The organism is Dietzia massiliensis, from assembly GCF_018390595.1.
GTDB classification, from domain to species: Bacteria; Actinomycetota; Actinomycetes; order Mycobacteriales; family Mycobacteriaceae; genus Dietzia; species Dietzia massiliensis.
Map to the genome: position 1 here is coordinate 1 of NZ_JAHBAV010000344.1, position 336 is coordinate 336.

The following is a 336-nucleotide window of genomic DNA, read 5'->3' on the forward strand; positions in this document are numbered from 1 at the left end:
CGTCGCAGTGTTGTCGTGCTGGAATTTCCAGATCTCCCACCGGGTGCGGCGCAGCGCGACCGGGCTGCGCCTGAACCGCGCCAATTCGCTTGCGCTGTACGGGCGGTCGTCCTTGGGCACCATCCACGGCGGGGTCCGCTGAAAGACCGTGACGTGTCCGGCGGTCTTCGCCAGCTCCGGCACCAACTGCACCCCGCTGGCGCCCGTCCCGATCACCGCCACGTCGCGCCCCGCCAGGTCGAGCTGGTGATCCCACTGCGCGGTATGCAGCACCGGTCCGGCGAACCCCGTCAGGCCGTCGATGTCGGGCAGCTTGGCCGAACCGAACAGCCCGAC

The 336-nt window shown here is 69.9% G+C and carries 1 pseudogene; it reads right to left on the reverse strand.

Annotation, left to right across the window (positions count from 1 at the left end):
- Nucleotides 1–336, reverse strand: a pseudogene (locus KHA85_RS17505) (NAD(P)/FAD-dependent oxidoreductase); the annotation flags it as partial.